The sequence below is a fragment of the Pseudogemmobacter hezensis genome (assembly GCF_013155295.1).
GTDB lineage: Bacteria > Pseudomonadota > Alphaproteobacteria > Rhodobacterales > Rhodobacteraceae > Pseudogemmobacter > Pseudogemmobacter hezensis.
Map to the genome: position 1 here is coordinate 22,457 of NZ_JABJXT010000019.1, position 15,292 is coordinate 37,748.

The 15,292-nt window shown below is 64.7% G+C and carries 10 protein-coding genes; 6 read left to right on the plus strand and 4 right to left on the minus strand.

Annotated features, from left to right (window positions below; genetic code table 11):
* Positions 1-917 precede the first annotated feature (917 nt).
* Positions 918-1,874, plus strand: a complete 957-nt coding sequence (locus HOY34_RS17400; RefSeq protein WP_172365189.1) for an aldo/keto reductase — start codon at positions 918-920, stop codon at positions 1,872-1,874.
* On the opposite strand, the gene HOY34_RS17405 is transcribed toward HOY34_RS17400, so the two are convergent.
* Entirely contained in the window at positions 1,871-2,791 is a 921-nt protein-coding gene (locus tag HOY34_RS17405) for a 3-hydroxyacyl-CoA dehydrogenase family protein (RefSeq protein WP_172365191.1), read from the minus strand. The genes HOY34_RS17400 and HOY34_RS17405 overlap by 4 nt on opposite strands.
* A gap of 524 nt (positions 2,792-3,315) precedes the next feature.
* Here HOY34_RS17405 and HOY34_RS17410 point away from each other — a divergent pair.
* Genes HOY34_RS17410 through HOY34_RS17420 form a run of 3 tightly spaced genes read left to right on the plus strand, consistent with a single transcriptional unit; the run spans position 3,316 to position 6,593 of the window.
* Positions 3,316-4,347 (plus strand): amino acid ABC transporter substrate-binding protein, encoded by a 1,032-nt coding sequence (locus tag HOY34_RS17410; protein WP_172365193.1) that lies wholly within the window; start codon positions 3,316-3,318, stop codon positions 4,345-4,347.
* Between the two features lie 12 nt (positions 4,348-4,359).
* Positions 4,360-5,526 (plus strand): amino acid ABC transporter permease, encoded by a 1,167-nt coding sequence (locus tag HOY34_RS17415; RefSeq protein WP_172365195.1) that lies wholly within the window; start codon positions 4,360-4,362, stop codon positions 5,524-5,526.
* Entirely contained in the window at positions 5,523-6,593 is a 1,071-nt protein-coding gene (locus tag HOY34_RS17420) for an amino acid ABC transporter permease (protein WP_172365197.1), read from the plus strand. The genes HOY34_RS17415 and HOY34_RS17420 overlap by 4 nt, the downstream gene beginning before the upstream one ends.
* Before the next feature lie 28 nt (positions 6,594-6,621).
* On the opposite strand, the gene HOY34_RS17425 is transcribed toward HOY34_RS17420, so the two are convergent.
* Positions 6,622-7,908, minus strand: a complete 1,287-nt coding sequence (locus HOY34_RS17425; RefSeq protein ID WP_172365199.1) for a class I SAM-dependent methyltransferase — start codon at positions 7,906-7,908, stop codon at positions 6,622-6,624.
* A gap of 114 nt (positions 7,909-8,022) precedes the next feature.
* Positions 8,023-10,245 (minus strand): FepA family TonB-dependent siderophore receptor, encoded by a 2,223-nt coding sequence (locus tag HOY34_RS17430; RefSeq protein ID WP_172365201.1) that lies wholly within the window; start codon positions 10,243-10,245, stop codon positions 8,023-8,025.
* Between the two features lie 264 nt (positions 10,246-10,509).
* Between HOY34_RS17430 and HOY34_RS17435 the strand changes: the two genes are divergently transcribed.
* Both HOY34_RS17435 and HOY34_RS17440 read left to right on the plus strand, forming a co-directional pair.
* Positions 10,510-11,235 carry a response regulator transcription factor gene (locus HOY34_RS17435; RefSeq protein WP_172365203.1) on the plus strand — a complete coding sequence of 242 codons (726 nt, stop codon included), beginning with the start codon at positions 10,510-10,512 and terminating at the stop codon, positions 11,233-11,235.
* A 2-nt stretch (positions 11,236-11,237) separates the two neighbouring features.
* Positions 11,238-12,608, plus strand: a complete 1,371-nt coding sequence (locus HOY34_RS17440) for an ATP-binding protein (RefSeq protein ID WP_172365205.1) — start codon at positions 11,238-11,240, stop codon at positions 12,606-12,608.
* A gap of 165 nt (positions 12,609-12,773) precedes the next feature.
* On the opposite strand, the gene HOY34_RS17445 is transcribed toward HOY34_RS17440, so the two are convergent.
* Positions 12,774-15,113, minus strand: a complete 2,340-nt coding sequence (locus HOY34_RS17445) for a TonB-dependent receptor (protein WP_172365207.1) — start codon at positions 15,111-15,113, stop codon at positions 12,774-12,776.
* Between the last annotated feature and the right edge of the window lie 179 nt (positions 15,114-15,292).

Sequence of the window (15,292 nt, forward strand, 5' to 3'; positions counted from 1 at the left end):
GCGCCCCGCCTCTACCCCCACCACCTGGTGCAGCCAGGTTCAACTCATGCAACACCATCACCACTGTCGTGCCGCGTTGCCGGCTCAGCCGGGCCAGCAGCTTCGGCACCCCGGCCTGCTGCGCCAACGCCATGGCGACCCAGATCCGCTGACGCTGCCCACCCGAAAGTGCTGCGATACCGCTTTCTGCCAGGGGGCGGTTCCGGTCATATACAGCGCCCCAAAGGGCCCTGATGCGGATGCCGCCCGCGAGAAACCAGACCCGACACGGTGATCCCTTCGGGTGCAAGCGGGCTTTGCGGCAAAAACTCCAGGCGGCGGCGGGCGGCTCCAGCAAAGCAGCTACCAGCGCGATTGCCAGGCTTTCAGATGCGGATGCGAAACGCCATGCGCGACGCTGAAAAACTGCATGACGCGCGGGCCGGGCAAGCCGTAATAGCCGAGGGCGCCGCACATAGCCTCATCGGGGGCCAACGCACCGCGGTGGCGACCCGGATTCCTGCGGTATTGCAGGTCATTGAATGCAGAAATCCCATCGCGGGTGGGCTACTTCCCGGGCGCAAAAGGAACTGGATCTTGCCTTACGTGCACGACAGCCTGCGCGGCGAGATTGTACAACGAATGGGCAGATCGGGCATGATGCCTGGCCAGCGGCCAAAATGGCGCAGGCACCCTGGGTCGGGTTGTGAAAAGCGCCTGCCCACCTGTGGTGCGAAAGGGGGGATCCGGCGGCCTGCGCCAGGCCCGCCCCCTGGGCGACGCGGGCAGATCGTGCTCTTTCGTCACGGATTGCACGGAAAATTGCACTGCCCCAGGGCGATATCCGGTCTGTCATTTCCGCTGATCCGGCCTAAACTGCGCCTCAGGATGCCGCCCCGACATACCGCCCGGGCCCGCCCTCAAAAAGGAGCATTCCCATGACCCTTCGCCGCTTTGGCCGCACCGATATTCAGATCGAACCGCTTGTGCTTGGCACCAATACCGCAGGCTGGACCGCCGATGAGGCGACCTCGTTTCGCATCTTTGACGCCTTTGTCGATCAGGGCTTTACCGCGCTGGATACCGCCGATGTCTATTCGCGCTGGGTGCCCGGCAATGACAGCGAAAGCGAGCGGATCATCGGCCGCTGGCTGAAGGCACGCGGCAACCGTGACCGGGTGCATGTGTTTACCAAGGTTGGCTCGGATATGGGGCAGGGCAAGACCGATCTCTCTGCCGCCTGGATCGCAAAAGCGGTCGAGGATTCGCTGACCCGGCTGCAGACCGATTACATCGACCTTTACCAAAGCCACTGGCCCGATCCGACCGTTTCCCAGGATGAGACGCTTGAGGCCTATGACCGGCTGATCAAGGCGGGCAAGGTGCGCTGGATCGGGGCTTCGAATTACGATGCTGCGTTGCTGGGCGAGGCGCTTCAGCTTTCGGCCAGCAGGGGCCTGCCGCGCTATGAAACGCTGCAGAACGAATACAACCTCTATACCCGCAGCGCCTATGAGGGCGCGGTGCAGGATATTGTTGTGGAACAGGGCCTTAGCCTGATCCCCTATTTCTCACTGGCGGCGGGCTTCCTGACCGGAAAATACCGCAGCACCGCCGATCTGGCCAAAGGGGCCCGGGGCGAGGGGATTGCGAAATATCTCGACGCGCGTGGCAATGCCGTGCTCGCGGCGCTGGATGGGGTGGCTGAAAACACCGGCGCAAGCCTGGCCGAGATCTCGCTGGCCTGGGTCAGTGCGCAGCCCGGGGTGATCGGGCCGCTGGCCTCGGCCACCTCGGTCGCGCAGCTTGAAAGCCTGGCGCGCGGGGCGCGGCTGCAATTGTCAGCGGCAGATCTGGCGGCCTTGACTGCCGCAGGGTCTGTGGCCGCAGGTTAAGCTTTATCGGTGTCGCCGGAGGCCTGGTGACGCAGGAAATCAAGGATTTCGGGCAGGCGCCGATCCCGGTCGGCGCCGATTTCCGCGACGCTGCGCGGATCAGCCGCTGCCATCCCCTCAACCAGCGCCGACCGCGTCTGCGCGTCAAAGCGCGGCTGGCCAAGGCTGTCCCACCAGCGTTCAAATTCGGGGGCGAGGGCGTCGAAAAACCCCTCGAACCCGCGCGGCCCGCCTGAGACATGGAACACCGCCGAGGGCCCCATGATGCACCAGCGCGGGGCCAGCCCTTTCGTGACTGCCGCCTCGATATCGCCAAGGCTCGCCACCCCTTCGCGGGCCAGGTGAACCGCCTCACGCCAGAGGGCGGCCTGCAGGCGGTTGACCAGATGGCCGGGCATCGGCTTGTTCAGGGTCAGAACCTGTTTGCCCATCGCCTCATAGAAAGCCCGCGCGCGGGTCAGCGTGGCGGGGCTGGTTTGCGCGCCGCCCGACAGCTCGACCACGGGCATCAGCCAGGGCGGGTTGCAGGGATGCGCGATAAAGACCCGGCCCGGATCTTCCAGCCCCGCCGCCAGATCATCGGGCGAAAGCCCCGAGGATGACGAGGCGATCAGCGTATCCGCCCCCAGATGCGGCAAAACCGCCTGCAAAGCCGCCTGTTTCAAAGCCAGCCGCTCTGGCAGGCATTCCTGCAAAAGGTCAGGCGCGGGGCCAGCGGGCGCGGCCAGGATCTGCGGCGGGGTCCAGCCATCGGGCAGGCCAACTGCCGCCCCGACACGTTCCAGCGTCGCATCGATACGCGCCTTTGTGGCATCCGTATCGGGGTCGATCACCAGCACCTGATGCCCGGCCTGCACAAAGGCCGCCGCCCAGCCCGCGCCGATCAGCCCGCCGCCCAAGATCCATACATTCGCCATGTCGGCCCCCTTGCCAGAATTGGATTTCAGGCCTGCCGCCTGAGGGTTTCAGATCAGGTATCGCCCGGGCGCTGGCTGCGCAGCTTTGGGGCCTGCCGCGATGATGTCGGCGGCCATCTGTCACCCTTCGCCGCCCCGGATCAAGGTGTTTATGCCCCCCCTCCCCAAGCCAGCGAAAGAGCGACTGCAGGCAAACATGTTTATCGCGGCCCGCTTTGGGAAAAGCGTTTTCCAAACCGCAGCCTCGGCAGCGGGGCTGATCTTTTCTGCGCCAAATCTGCCGGAAACCAGCCCTCAACCGCGCAAAGCCCGCCCGCCGCAACTGAATTTACGCTGATTCGCCAGGCATTTCCGGGGTCGGACGATGATAATCTTCTCTGCCAGGCACCCTGCGCAGCACAGGCCTGCCGCAGCGGCACGCCTATTTGGAAAACCTTTTCAAAACAACAAGATGATTGAATTTCATCGCATTAACCACTGGGATGGGCGCAATCAGAATATCCTATTACCGGAGCAAATTACCCATGAGCAGTTCAGGAATTTTCACCCGCAGCCTGCGTGCCCTGACCGCCGCGGCGGTGATCGGTGCGGCAGCGATCCCCGGCATTGCCTCGGCTGGTGACACGCTGGATGCGATCAAAGAGCGCGGCGTGATCAAGGTCGGCGTCGGCACCACGCCTGGCTTTTTCTCGCCCGACAGTGACGGCAAATGGCAGGGCTTCTTCATCGACTATGGCCGCGCCCTTTCGATCGCGGTCTTTGGCGAGGACGGCAAGGTCGAGTTCACCAATTCCTCGCCGCAGCAACGCCTGCCCGCGCTGCAGGCCGGCGAATTTGACATCCTGCTTTCGGGCGTCACCGTCACCATCAACCGCGCCTTCAACCTGGGCTTCCATTTCGGGCCGACGGTTTTCTATGACGGCCAGGGGATCCTGGTGCGCAAGGATATCGGCGTGACCACCGCAGCCGAGCTGGACGGCGCCACCATCGGCGTGCAGTCGGGCACCACGGGCGAGCTGAACATCGCCGATTTCTTCCGCAAGACCGGCCATAATTTCACCCCGGTCACCATTGAGGACACCTCGGAATTCATCGCGGCGCTGGAATCGGGTCGGGTCGATGCGATCACCCAGGACAGCTCTGACCTGGTGGGCAAGCTGCAGCAGCTGAAAGAGCCGGACAATTATATCCTTCTGCCAGAGCGCCTGTCGAAAGAGCCGCTGGCGCCTGCGATCCGGGCGGGTGATGATCAATGGCTCGAGATCGTCAACTGGACGGTTTACGCCACGATCCAGGCCGAGGAATGGGGCATCACCTCGGCCAATGTCGATGAGTTCCTGAAATCCGAAGACCCGGCGATCCAGCGTTTCCTGGGCGTCGATCCGTCTTTGGCCGAGGCCATCGGTTTCCAGCCTGACTGGGCCTATAAGATCATCAGGACCGTCGGCAATTACGGCGAGATCTATGAGCGCAACCTTTCCCCCCTGGGCTGGAAGCGTGGCTATAACGACATCTGGACCAATGGCGGTCTGCTTTACTCGCCGCCCTTCCGCTGATCGGGACGCGCGATGAAACTCTCCCGTCATACGGCCGGACGGGGTGCCATATCTGGCCAGCGCAGGGGGATCTCTGCGCTGGTTTCCTGGTGGGACCCGCGGCCATTTACCCAGTTGTTTGTGATTGCGCTGATCCTGGCCGCGCTTTGGCTTTTGGGGCAGAATATCCTGGCGGCGCTGGCCCGGGCGGGGATCTCGCCCGGCTTTGCCTTTTTGGGGCGGGCCGCGAATTTTCAGATCGGTGAGGCGGTGATCCCCTTCTCGGCGGGCGATACCTATCTGCGGGCGATTGGCGTCGGGCTGATCAATACGCTGCGGGTGGCGCTGGCGGGCTGCGTGCTGGCGGCGCTTTTGGGCACGGCACTGGGCGTGCTGGGGCTGATGGGCAATCCGCTGCTGACGCGGCTGGTGCGTATCTACGTCGAGGTGATCCGCAACACCCCGCTTTTGCTGCAGCTTTTCTTCTGGATCGCGCTGGCCCGCAATCTGCCGGGGCCAAAGCAGGCGCCGCATCTGGGCGGCGTCTGGCTTAGCAATCGCGGGATTTTCGTGCCTGCGCCGGTGGCCGAAAACGGCTGGGCGCTGCCTCTGGCACTGACTGCGCTGGTCTTTCTGGCGGCCTTTGCGCTGCGCCGTTTTGGCGGGCTGCGCTATGTCTGGACAGGCGCATTTGTGGCCAGTGCCGGCATTCTCTGGGCCAGCGGGATCAGCCTTGATATCCCCAGCCTGCAGGGCTTCAACATCCGCGGCGGCCTGTCGCTTTCGCCGGAATTTGCCGCGCTTTTGCTGGCGCTGGTGGTGAAATTCTCAGCCGCGATTGCCGAGATCGTGCGGGCGGGCATCCTTTCCGTCCCCGAAGGCCAGCGCGAGGCCGCCCGCGCCATGGGCCTTTCCGAATGGCACATCATGCGGCTGGTGGTGCTGCCCCAGGCGCTGCGGGTGATCGTGCCGCTGACCACCTCGGTCTTTCTGGATCTGGCCAAGGATTCCAGCCTGGCAGTGGCGATCGGCTACCCGGATCTGGTCTCGATCCTGAACACCACCGCCAATACCACCGGCCAGGCGATAGAGGCGGTGCTGATCATGGCGGGCAGCTTCGTGATCCTGAACCTCTCGGTGGCCTTCCTGATGAACCGTTACAATGCGCGGGTCGCCCTGCGCGGAGAGCACAGAAGATGAGCGTGATTTTTCCCCAGTATAGCAGCCGTATGCTGCTGGCCCCGCTGGTTCCGCTGTTGCGGAGCCTGTTTGGCGGGGCGCTGAACACGGTGCTGACGCTGCTGGCGGTGCTGATGCTGGCGCTGATCCTGCCGCCTTTGCTGCATTGGGCGGTCACTGATGCGGTTTTCAGCGGCACCCAGGAAGAATGCCGCCAGGCCGCAGGGGCCTGCTGGGCTTTCGTACAGGCCAAGGCGCGGTTTATCCTGTTCGCCTTCTACCCGTCCGAGGCGCTCTGGCGTCCCATTCTGGTGATCGCGCTTTTGCTGGGTATGATGGTCGCATCGGCGCTGCCCAGGTTCTGGGGTATGCGGCTGATCCTTGGCTGGCCGCTGATGCTGGCGCTGGCCTGGTGGCTGATGGCGGGCGGATGGGGGCTGGCGAAAGTGTCGCTGAACAGCTGGGGCGGTCTGCCTGTCACCCTGCTGGTCTGGTCAACCTGCATGATCTTCGCCTTTCCGGCGGCGGTTTTGCTGGCGCTGGCGCGGCAGTCGCGGATGGCGGGGCTGCGCCTGCTTGCCGTCGCCTATATCGAGGTGATGCGGGCCATTCCGATGGTGGCGATCCTCTATTTCGCAATGCTGATCCTGCCGATGGCGCTGCCGCAGGGGGTGATCCTGGACAAGCTGATCCGCGCCACGATCCTGATCGCGCTGTTCTGGACCGCCTATCTGGCCGAGGTGGTGCGCGGCGGGCTGCAGACCATTGGCCCGGGCCAGGCCGAGGCCGCGCAGTCGCTGGGCCTTGGCTATTGGCGGCTGATCCAGCTGGTGGTGCTGCCTCAGGCGCTGCGCCGGGTGATCCCGGGGCTGGTCAATCTGGGGATCGGCTTTTTGCTGGCAACCTCGCTGCTGGCGGTGATCGGGGCGTTTGATCTTTTGAACACCGCCCGCGCCTCGACCACCGATCAGCAATGGCTGGGCTTTTACAATGAGGCCTATATCTTCGCTGCCGTGATCTATTTCCTGCTGTGTTTCGCGGGCTCGCGCTACAGCCTCTGGCTGGAGGCGCGTCTGCAAAGGGGCTGAGACCCCCTCGCAGCGCCTGTGCGGCAGATCAAAGCCCTGGAAAGGCGCTGCCGATCCGGGACTCGATCCGCAGGTTGGGGGCTTTGGCCCCGTCTGCCAGCGCGGCGATCAGGCGGGCGGGGTGATCGCCCGCATCCCCCGCGCTATCGGTCCGCATCGGGTGCACCGCGCCTGCATCCATCAGCATCATCAGCGCCTGTTCGGCAATTCCGGCCTGGCCGTCCAACGCCTGGGCCAGATCCATAAAGCCCGCCTCGCCTTTGGACAAAAGCGCCAGCAGCGGCCTGAAAATCGCGCCGTCACCATCAACCGGCCCGATGGCCGAGCGGAAGGTGACAGGGCCCGGCGCGGGCAGACCCGGCAGCGCCAGATAGCGGCGGCTTTGTGCGGCGATCATGCGTTCCTCGGCCGTCATCAGGCGGGGGCCGCGCTGATAGATGTCGTAGCGGATATGCTGATTGCGGGCGGTATCGCGCAGCACCTCACGCAGGGCGGCGTCAGGTTCGGCTGCGATCAGGGGCTGGGTGCGGGCGGGCAGCGAGACGCTGTCGTAATTCTCCATCGCCCGGGCCGCACCGATATAGCTTAGGCCCAGGGCCGCATGGGCGGCGATCATCTCATGGGCGCTGAAGGCGCTGACGCCCGCGCCCAGATATTCATGCGCGACCAGCGCGGGATCTTCGTCTTTCAGACGGTCCAGCACGGCGCTGGCATGGGGATATTGCGCGAAGAACCCGGCCCCCGCCGCCGCCATGTCGCGCAGAATGCGGATGCGGTCCGCCACGCTGCGATCCGGCCCGCCAAGCGCCGCCAGCATGCTTTGCAGCGCAAGGAAAAGGCCCGCGCCGGGCTGGCTGATATATTGAACCATCAGCGCCCCGCCGGGGGCCAGACGGCTGGCCGCAAAATGGCGCAGCGCGGCCTGGATATCAGGCGAGACCCAGGAATAGATCCCGTGCTGGATGATGAAATCAAACTGCGACGGCAGCCCGGCCAAAGCATTTGCGTCGCGGATATCGGCCTGCAGGAAATGCGCGTTTTCCAGCCCGGCGGCCCGGGCCATCCGCTCTGCCCGGTCGATATGGTCCGGGTCAAAATCAATGCCCCAGAACTGCATGCCCGGATTGGTGGCCGCCAGGATCAGCGTGTCGAGGCCCTGGCCGCAGCCGATCTCACACCAGCTGGTGCCCGTGACAGCAGGCGCAACCACGCCCCGCGCATTCAGGATGGCGGCGAGCCATGTCGGCGCGGCCTCGCGGTGAAAGCGGGCGGGATAGGCGGTCAGCGGGAAGCCTGCGCTATAACCATTCGACATCGAAGTCTCATCTGTAAAAGGGTGGGCCTGCGGCGCAATCGAGGGGAACTCTGGCCGCAGGCCCGTTCCATGGTGCCCCGGAAAAGGGCACCATGAAGGCGGTATCAAACGACCTCAGAACGATTTGTTCAGCGAGACATAGAAGGCACGTCCCGGCTCGTTGAAGGTATTTGCCCCCGCGGCCGAGCGGAACAGCTGCTTGTCGAACAGGTTGGTCACCCCGCCCGAGATCCGCGTCGTGTCGTTCAGGTCATAGACCACGCCGAGGTTGGCGATGGTGTAAGACTCGCGCGGCTCGGTGCTGTTGGGCGTGCCGCCGGTGGTGGCCGTGATCGTCGCCGCTTTGATCTTGCCGTAATGGGTGGCAGAGGTGGTCACGGTCAGCTGTTCGGTCGCATACCAGTTCACCGAGGCGTTGATCGTGTAATCGGGGATCAGGCTGAGCGGCTGGCCGTTCTGCTTGTTCTTCGATTCCGTCATATGGGTGAAGTTCGCGTTGAAATCGAACTGCTCACCGATCGGGAAGGCGATATTGCCCTCGATCCCGGCCACGACGGCCTCTGGCGTGTTTTCCCATTGCAGCAGGTGGCCCGCGCCCGTGGTCGGGTTGGCCGCATTGGTGATCGGGGTCAGACCCGTTGCGATACGGTTCTTATAGTCGTTGTGGAAATAGGTGAAGCTGCCGGTCAGGCCGTTCGCCCCTTCATAGGCAAAGCCGATTTCCTTGTTGACGCTGGTTTCAGCCTTCAGATCGGGGTTGCCGACCACATAGCAACCGACGCCACCATTGGCCGGATAGTTGATCGGACAGCCGATGCCCATCGTGTAATAGACATAGTCCTCATCCATCTGGAACAGGTTCGGTGCCTTGAAGGCCCGCGCCACGCCGAATTTCATCGTCCATTCGTTGTTGATGACCCAGGTGCCGTTCAGGCTGGGGCTGAAATTCGAGCCAAAGGTCGAGGCCTGGTCAAGACGCACACCCGGCGTCAGGGTCAGGCTTTCGGTCCAGTAGATATTGGCCTCGGCATAAAGCGACAGCATCGACTGTTTCGAGATCGGATTACGGTCGGCCGGATCGGTCGGCGTGCCGGGGATCACAACGCCGGGCAAAGTGGCCTGGCGCAGGGTGGCAAGATCGTCTTTCTTCTCGCGGCGATATTCAGCGCCCAGCGTCAGCGAGGTCTCTTTGCCGCCGATCGACACCGGGATCACCCATTCGGTCTTGGCGTTGAAGTTGTCGAGGGTGATGGTCGATTTCTCATCCGAGTTGATCGAGCCCTCGGGTCCACCGGCCAGCGCCTCAAGGTTGCGGGTGTTTTTGGTGGTTTCCAGCTGCACATAGCTGAAGGATTTGCCGAAATCATATTCGCCGCGATGGGTAACGCCAAAGACGCTGCGGGTCATACGGTTGGTTTCGGCGCCGCTTGCGGCCAGATCACCGACGATGGTGGTCGGGGCAATGCTGTTCTGGGTGTCGCCGGCGAAGATATTGCCCTGGCGGCCATAGCTGTATTCAAAGTCGATGTCGTGGCCGTCAGCCGCATGCCAGGTCAGAAGCGCACCGAAATCACGGTTCGTCACGCCCTCGCGGCCCGCAGGAACCGCAGCACCCGGCGCAACGGCGTCTTCGTTGATGGTCAGGCTGTCGGCCTCGGTCTTGTTGTAATTGCCCGTCAGACGGAAGCTGAGGCGCTCGCCCAGCGGGCCTGCAGTCATGAAGTTGACGCGGCCCGTCGAACCTTCGTCACCGCTTTGCGGCCAGCCGTAATGCAGGCCGATGCTGGTGATCTGGGTGTCGGGGCGTTTGGTGATGATATTGACCACGCCACCCGCCGAACCCGAGCCGTAACGCGCCGCCGCCGGGCCACGCAGAACCTCGATCCGTTCGACCAGTTCCGGGGCGACCCAGTTGCTGTCCCCGCGCGAGTCGCGCTCGCCCGAGCGGCCCATCCGGACCGAGTTCCTGGACAGAACCGGCTTGCCGTCGATCAGGATCAGGGTGTTTTCCGGGCCCATGCCGCGGATGTCGATCTGGCGCTGGTTGCCGCGCTGCCCCGAGGCAGAGGTGCCGGTCAGGTTGACGCCGGGCATCTTGCGGATGATCTCTGACAGGTCATTGCTGACCGGGGTGCGCGCCAGGTCGTCGCCGGTGATGTTTGAAGAGCCAAGCGACTGCTTGATCTGCTCTTCGGCGGACAGAACGATGGTTCCAAGGTTGCCTTCCTCGCTGTCCTCTTCGGCAGTCTGGGCAAGGGCGGGCAGCGAGAAAAAGCCTGCAACAAGGAAAAGCCCGAGCGCGGTGCCCGAGACCAATGCGGATTTCGACGTCAGCATAGACGTTCCTCCGGAGATATTAGGGATTTTTGGCTGGCTTGACGCGGGCTGCTGCGGCCCTTCAACCATCCCGTGCGCAGGGGCGGGATCGGATTTGTGTAACAACTTGTCGCAATGCCGTGAGGGGGCCTGTTGCCGGGGCAAAATCCTATAGACTGTGGCGGCGCGACAACTGAATCGGCGGCCGCCATCCCAGACCACAGGTCGAGGCCCATAGCCTGCCCGCCGAATAGCGCCACATATTCCGTTTCAGGTTCCGAAGTTATGCCCGCTCAGGCACCAGACCCGCAGATTCTTATCACCGACGATGCCCGCGACATCCGCGAGCCGCTGGCTTTGTTCCTGCGCAGGCAGGGCTTTCGCACCCGGCTGGCCGCCTCGGCTGCCGAGGCCCGCAGGGTGCTGGACGAGACAACCATTCACCTGGTCTTGCTTGACATCATGATGCCCGGCGAGGACGGGCTGTCGCTTTGCCGCGCGCTGTCAGCGGCGAAGGGCCCGCCGGTGATCCTGCTGACCGCGATGCTGGACGGCGATGACATCGTCGCGGGGCTGAATGCCGGGGCGGATGATTACGTCACCAAGCCCTTCAATCCCGACGAACTGCTGGCACGGATCGCCGCCGTCCTGCGCCGCGTGCCCCCGGTCGAGCTGCGCGAGGGTGCGGCGCGGCGGCGCTTTGCCGGGATCATCCATGATGCCGACCGCCAGACCGTGACGCTGCCCGATGGCCAGGAGGCAGAGCTGACCGCTGGCGAAAGCCGCCTGCTGACCGGCTTTCTCGACAATCCGAACGCGATCCTGTCGCGGCTGCGGCTGCTGGATATCGTGCGCAACCGCGAGCCGGGCGCCTATGACCGCAGCATCGACAATATGATCAGCCGCCTGCGCCGCAAGATCGGTGATGCCAGCCGCAATCCGCCGCTGATCCTGACGGAATGGGGTCATGGCTACCGGCTGGCCGTCAGCACCGTCGAAGATTGCGCCTGAACATGGGCACAGGCAAAGGACTGGCCGAACGCTTGCTGCCAGACAGGCTTTGGGCGCGGTTTGCGCTTTTGCTGCTGGTGGCGCTGGTCTGCGCCAATCTGATCGCAGCCCTCTTGCTGGCCCGCGAGGGCACCGCGCTTGACCGCACCGTCCGGATCGAGCGCGATATGGGCCGCCTGGTTGCCCTGGTCGAAACGCTGGAGGCCGTCGATGCGCCGACAGGGCGCGCCGTGCTGGAGCGGACCGGCACCGGCTATACCCGTTTCAGCCTGGACCCCCAGCCCCTGATCGCAGGCGATGCTCCTATGCTGGGCGACCTGGTCCGGACGATCCAGCGGCAGCTGCCAGGCCATAAGGTGCGGGTGGTGCCCAGCACATCCCCTGCGCAGGGGCACAACGCCATGCCGCTGATGGTGCTGTCGGTGCAGCTGGAGGCCGGGGATTTCAGCGGGCAATGGCTGAACACGCTGGTCTATCCGCTGACCGCCTCAACAGCCTGGAGCTGGAAGGCCGGCTTCTTCATCCCGCTTGCCGTGTCGCTGCTTGGTTCTTTGCTGGTGGGGATCTGGTTCACACGGCGCATGACCGCGCCCTTGCGCGCGATTGCCGATGCGGCCGGGGCGGCGGGGCGCGGCAATCGCCTGGCGCGCCTGCCAGAGACCGGGGCGCTTGAGCTGCGCAATGTCGCCAGCGCCTTCAATGAGATGCAGCAGAAGATCGCGGATTTCGACAGTGCCCGTCAGCAAATGCTGGCCGCGATCGGCCATGATCTGCGCACGCCGCTGACCGGGCTGCGGCTGCGGGCCTCGCTGACCAGTGATGCCGAGATGCGCCCTGATATGATCCGTATCATCGACGAGATGGCGGTGATGTCACAGGATCTGGTGACCTATTCGCGCAGCTCTGACAGCAGCGAGGCGCCGCAATCGGTGGATCTGCAGGCGCTTCTTATGCAGCTGAGTGACGAGCTGGGCGCAAAGATGGCCGCGCCCACCGCGCCCCTGATGCTGACCCTGCGCCCGGTTGCGATCCGCCGCGCCATCGGCAATCTGATCGGCAATGCGATCCGCTATGCCGGGGCGGCAGAGGTTGCCCTGGCCGAGCACCCCGATACGGTCGCCATCCTGGTGCGGGACCGTGGCCCGGGCCTGCCCGAGGATATGCTGAACCAGGTCAAACAGCCCTTCACCCGTGGCGACAGCAGCCGCAGCGCCGAGACAGGCGGCGCGGGCCTGGGCCTTGCCATCGTCGAGAAAATCGCCCGCGACCATGGCGGCACCCTGACCCTGCGCAACCGCAGAGGCGGCGGGCTGGAGGCAGAGCTGATCCTGCCGAAATGCCCGCTGCAGGCGGCAGGGCATCAGGTCGGGTGAATATGCCCCCACTGCGGCAGGCAACAGACCCGGCAGCGCTGTGACCTGACAGCGCTGTGACCGGCGGCCAGATCCGGATGCGGCTGCGCCATGGGCGGGCACAGGTGGATTGCACAGGCGGGACGCACAGGCGCGGGCCACAGAAGGCGGACCACAGACGGGCGCTCAGAACCGTGAGGTCAGGCCCAGCCAGATCCGGCGGCCCTCGGGCGTCTCGCCTGCCCAGACGCGATCTGACAGGTTATAGATCATGAAAGAGCCGGTGACCTGGTCGTTCATCTCCCAGTTCAGGCCGATATCCAGCATGGCATGCGCCGGGGCGGCGGTGCCGCTGCTGCGGGCCTTGCTGCGCCAGCGCCCCTCGGCCCAAAGGGTCAGGGCACCGATGGGCCGTTCCAGCGAGATGGTCAGGGCGTGGTGCGGCAGGCTGTTGAAAGGCTGGCCCTGATTGCGCCCGCGGGTGATCTTTGAATCAGACAGCGTGTAATTCGCGCTGAGCATGGTTTCCCCCAGCGGCAGATCCAGGGTCAGCTCCAGCCCGCTGAGCTTTGCGCTGTCTTCGTTCACATAGCGGGTGACGGCGACCCAGTGATTGCCATCCAGCAGGCAGGCGGGGGCCGCACCTGCGGGCGTGCGGCACAGATCGGTGCGGCTGATCCGGTCGTGAAAGCGGCTGTGATAGAGCGTCGCGCCCAGTTGCGGCCCCTGCCCGCTGTCCCAGATCAGGCCGATCTCGTAATTGGTGCTGCGCTCTGGTCGCAGGGCGCTGTTGCCCAGATCACGCGACTGACCATTGCCGCCCGAGGGCTCTGCCACCGCATCATCGGCCTGTTTCAGCGCCGGCACCCGATAGCCATTGCCGATACCGCCTTTCAGCGTCAGCTGCGGCGTCAGATGCCAGACCAGATGGGCGCGGGGCGTCAGGGCGTAGCCGTATTTCTCATTGTGATCGGCACGCAGACCCAGCGTCAGAACCGCGTTTTGGCCCAGCGCCATGTCCCCCTCAAGAAACAGCGACTGATGCCAGCGCCGCAGCACCGGATTTGCGGTGCCAAGCAGGCGGTCGGGGTCGTGGCGGGTGCGCTCGGTGCGGTATTCATAGCCCAAAGTCAGGCTGCCAGAGGCGGTTTGCAGCGTGCTGCGGCTGTTCAGCACCACCGCATCATGGCCGCTTTCATTGCCGGTGCGGAAATCTGTCCGCTCCAGCTGGACAAAGCTGGCGGTGGTCAGGCCTTCGCGCCAGGTGATGCGATGGGTCAGCGCCGCACGGGTGTCGCGCACCCTGGTCGAGACCGGGTTAAGCGCGCTGCGGGCGCTGCGGCTGAAGCTTAGCTGGCTTTGCTGCAGATCCAGCGAAAAGCTCTGGCGCTGATCCGGCGCATAGGTCAGGCGGGCCCCATAGACCTGCCGCCGCGCCTGACCCGATCCGCGCTGCTGATAGCCCGAGCGGGCCAGATCATCCTCGGCATGGCGGTTGTCGGCCCCATAAAGCGCCAGCGCCAGACGATCCGTCACCAGCGGGCCGCCCAGATAATAGCGCAGCCCCCTGCCCGCCCCCTGCCCCGCCTGCAGGCCCGGGGCAAATTCGGTGGTGATCTCGCCGCCCCAGGTCTGGGGGATGTCGCGGGTGATCACATTGATCACGCCCCCCGCCGCCGCCGAGCCGTAAAGCGAGGACATCGGGCCACGGATGACCTCGATGCGCTGCAAGGCGGTGACGGGGGGCAGAAAGCCGATTTTGCTATTGCTGCCCTGGCCATTGTAAACCGCCTCTTCCGAGGCGCTGAGCGGGCGGCCATCGACCAGGAACATCAGGTAAGACTGGCCCATGCCCCGGATCGAAAGCGCGGGCAGCCCCTCACGCCCCGGGGCCGAAACCGACAGGCCAGGCAGACCGCGCAGCAGATCGGCAAAGCTGGTGGCGCGTCTGCCGCGCAGATCGGCCGCCTGGATCACCGTCATCGTGGCCGGGGCATCAGTCAGCTGCTGCGGCTGCCCCGTCGCGCTGAGAACGATGGTGCCAAGGCTGGCCGCATCCGCGGGGGTCCGTGCGCCGGGTTCTTTCACGGGCAGCGTAACGGCAAGCCTGCCCTCGGTCGTATAGCCATAGCGCCCGCCGCTGCCCGCCAGCGCCACGTCAAGCGCCGCCTCAAGCGACATCGCGCCGCGCAGGGCCGGGCTGGTCAGCCCTGCGGTTTGCCCCTCGATCACCACGGAAAGCCCGGCATTCTCGGCAATGCGGGTCAGGGCACGCGACAGGGGCAAGGGCGGCTGGCTGAAGTGCAACAGGGGCGAGCCTGCCCGTTCCACCGCTTCCCTCCCTGACAGCTCTGCTATCGTTCCAACGCCTGACGGCTCTGCCGTCATTCCATCCAGCGACGGCTCTGCCGTCAGGGGCGCGGGCAACAGGCCAAGCAAGACCAGCGCAGCCACGCCCAGACCATACCGCAGTTTCACGGCACCAGGCGTGCGGGTCAGATGGGGCGGCAAAGCGGCAGGCATCATTGGTTAAGGGCGGCCCTGACAAAACTGCCCTGACGAAAACGCAGGGCGAACCATATCTCCACGCAGGAAGTGGCGGCTCACTGAACCGCCCTGCGTGAAAATAAGTGATTATTTTTTGCTGGCCCGCCGGGCTGGCTTTTCAGAAGTCTGGCTATGCAGAAATCTGGCGGATCAGAGGG